The 911-nt window shown below is 41.3% G+C and carries 1 protein-coding gene; it reads left to right on the top strand.

Translation table 11 applies throughout. The annotated features are described in order from the left end of the window. Positions 1-57: 57 nt before the first annotated feature. On the top strand, positions 58-911 hold an 854-nt coding region (locus HMPREF2984_RS06330; protein WP_070670812.1), incomplete at its 3' end, for an IS982 family transposase.

The following is a 911-nucleotide window of genomic DNA, read 5'->3' on the forward strand; positions in this document are numbered from 1 at the left end:
ATAAAAAGCCCATTTGGACTATACTGTAAGTGACGAAACAAACAGGAGGTTGTCCCAATGAGACACTTACAGTATATCGCTAAATCCCATCATTTACAATGGAATATGAAGCAATTATCCAAAATTTGTCATCAGCTTTATCGGGATTATTGCCCCGATTCATTGAAACATCGTCATAATGTCAGCTTGTCAAAAGTTTCGGATGAATCTCTATTAGTCCTACTGTTATTGCAAGCTGAACTAGGAATCAAATCGCAACGTCATTTTCACCGAATCTGCCAACTATTTCCCTGTGGTCGACTGCTTGAAAGAAGTCGCTTTAATCGTCGCTCAAGACAGTTGATTTGGTTGCTACAACTCATTCGACAAGCGATGAATGACCAAGCGCCCTCTAATAATATGGTTATCATGGACAGTTTCCCTCTACCACTTTGTCAGTCTGTTCGCAACCATAGAGCAAGTATTTTCGAAGGAGTGGCAGACATTGGCTACAATGCGTCAAAACACCAGTGGTTTTACGGTTTCAAAGTTTACATGCTCGTTACCTTATCTGGCTATATTCTGAACTATATTGTCACCTCAGCTTCTGTTCATGATATCAAAGCGGTGGAGGATTTATTGGAAGGCTGCCAACAATCTGTGATTTTAGCAGATTTAGGTTATCTCAGCCAGACTCTTAAAGATCGGTTGAAACAGAGAGGGTATCATTTATGGACGCCCTTACGTCAGAATATGGGAAGCGCGAGCCAGCATAACAATGGGAGATTACTGGCTATGAGGCGAACCATTGAAACGCGCTTTTCTGAGTTATGTGCTCTCTTTGATATGGAACACACCTTCGCCAGAGGAGTAGCTGGACTACAACTGAGGATTGAACAAATCCTATTGGCTTATAATTTGAGCTATTTTGA

Source organism: Streptococcus sp. HMSC066E07, assembly GCF_001814695.1.
GTDB lineage: Bacteria > Bacillota > Bacilli > Lactobacillales > Streptococcaceae > Streptococcus > Streptococcus hominis.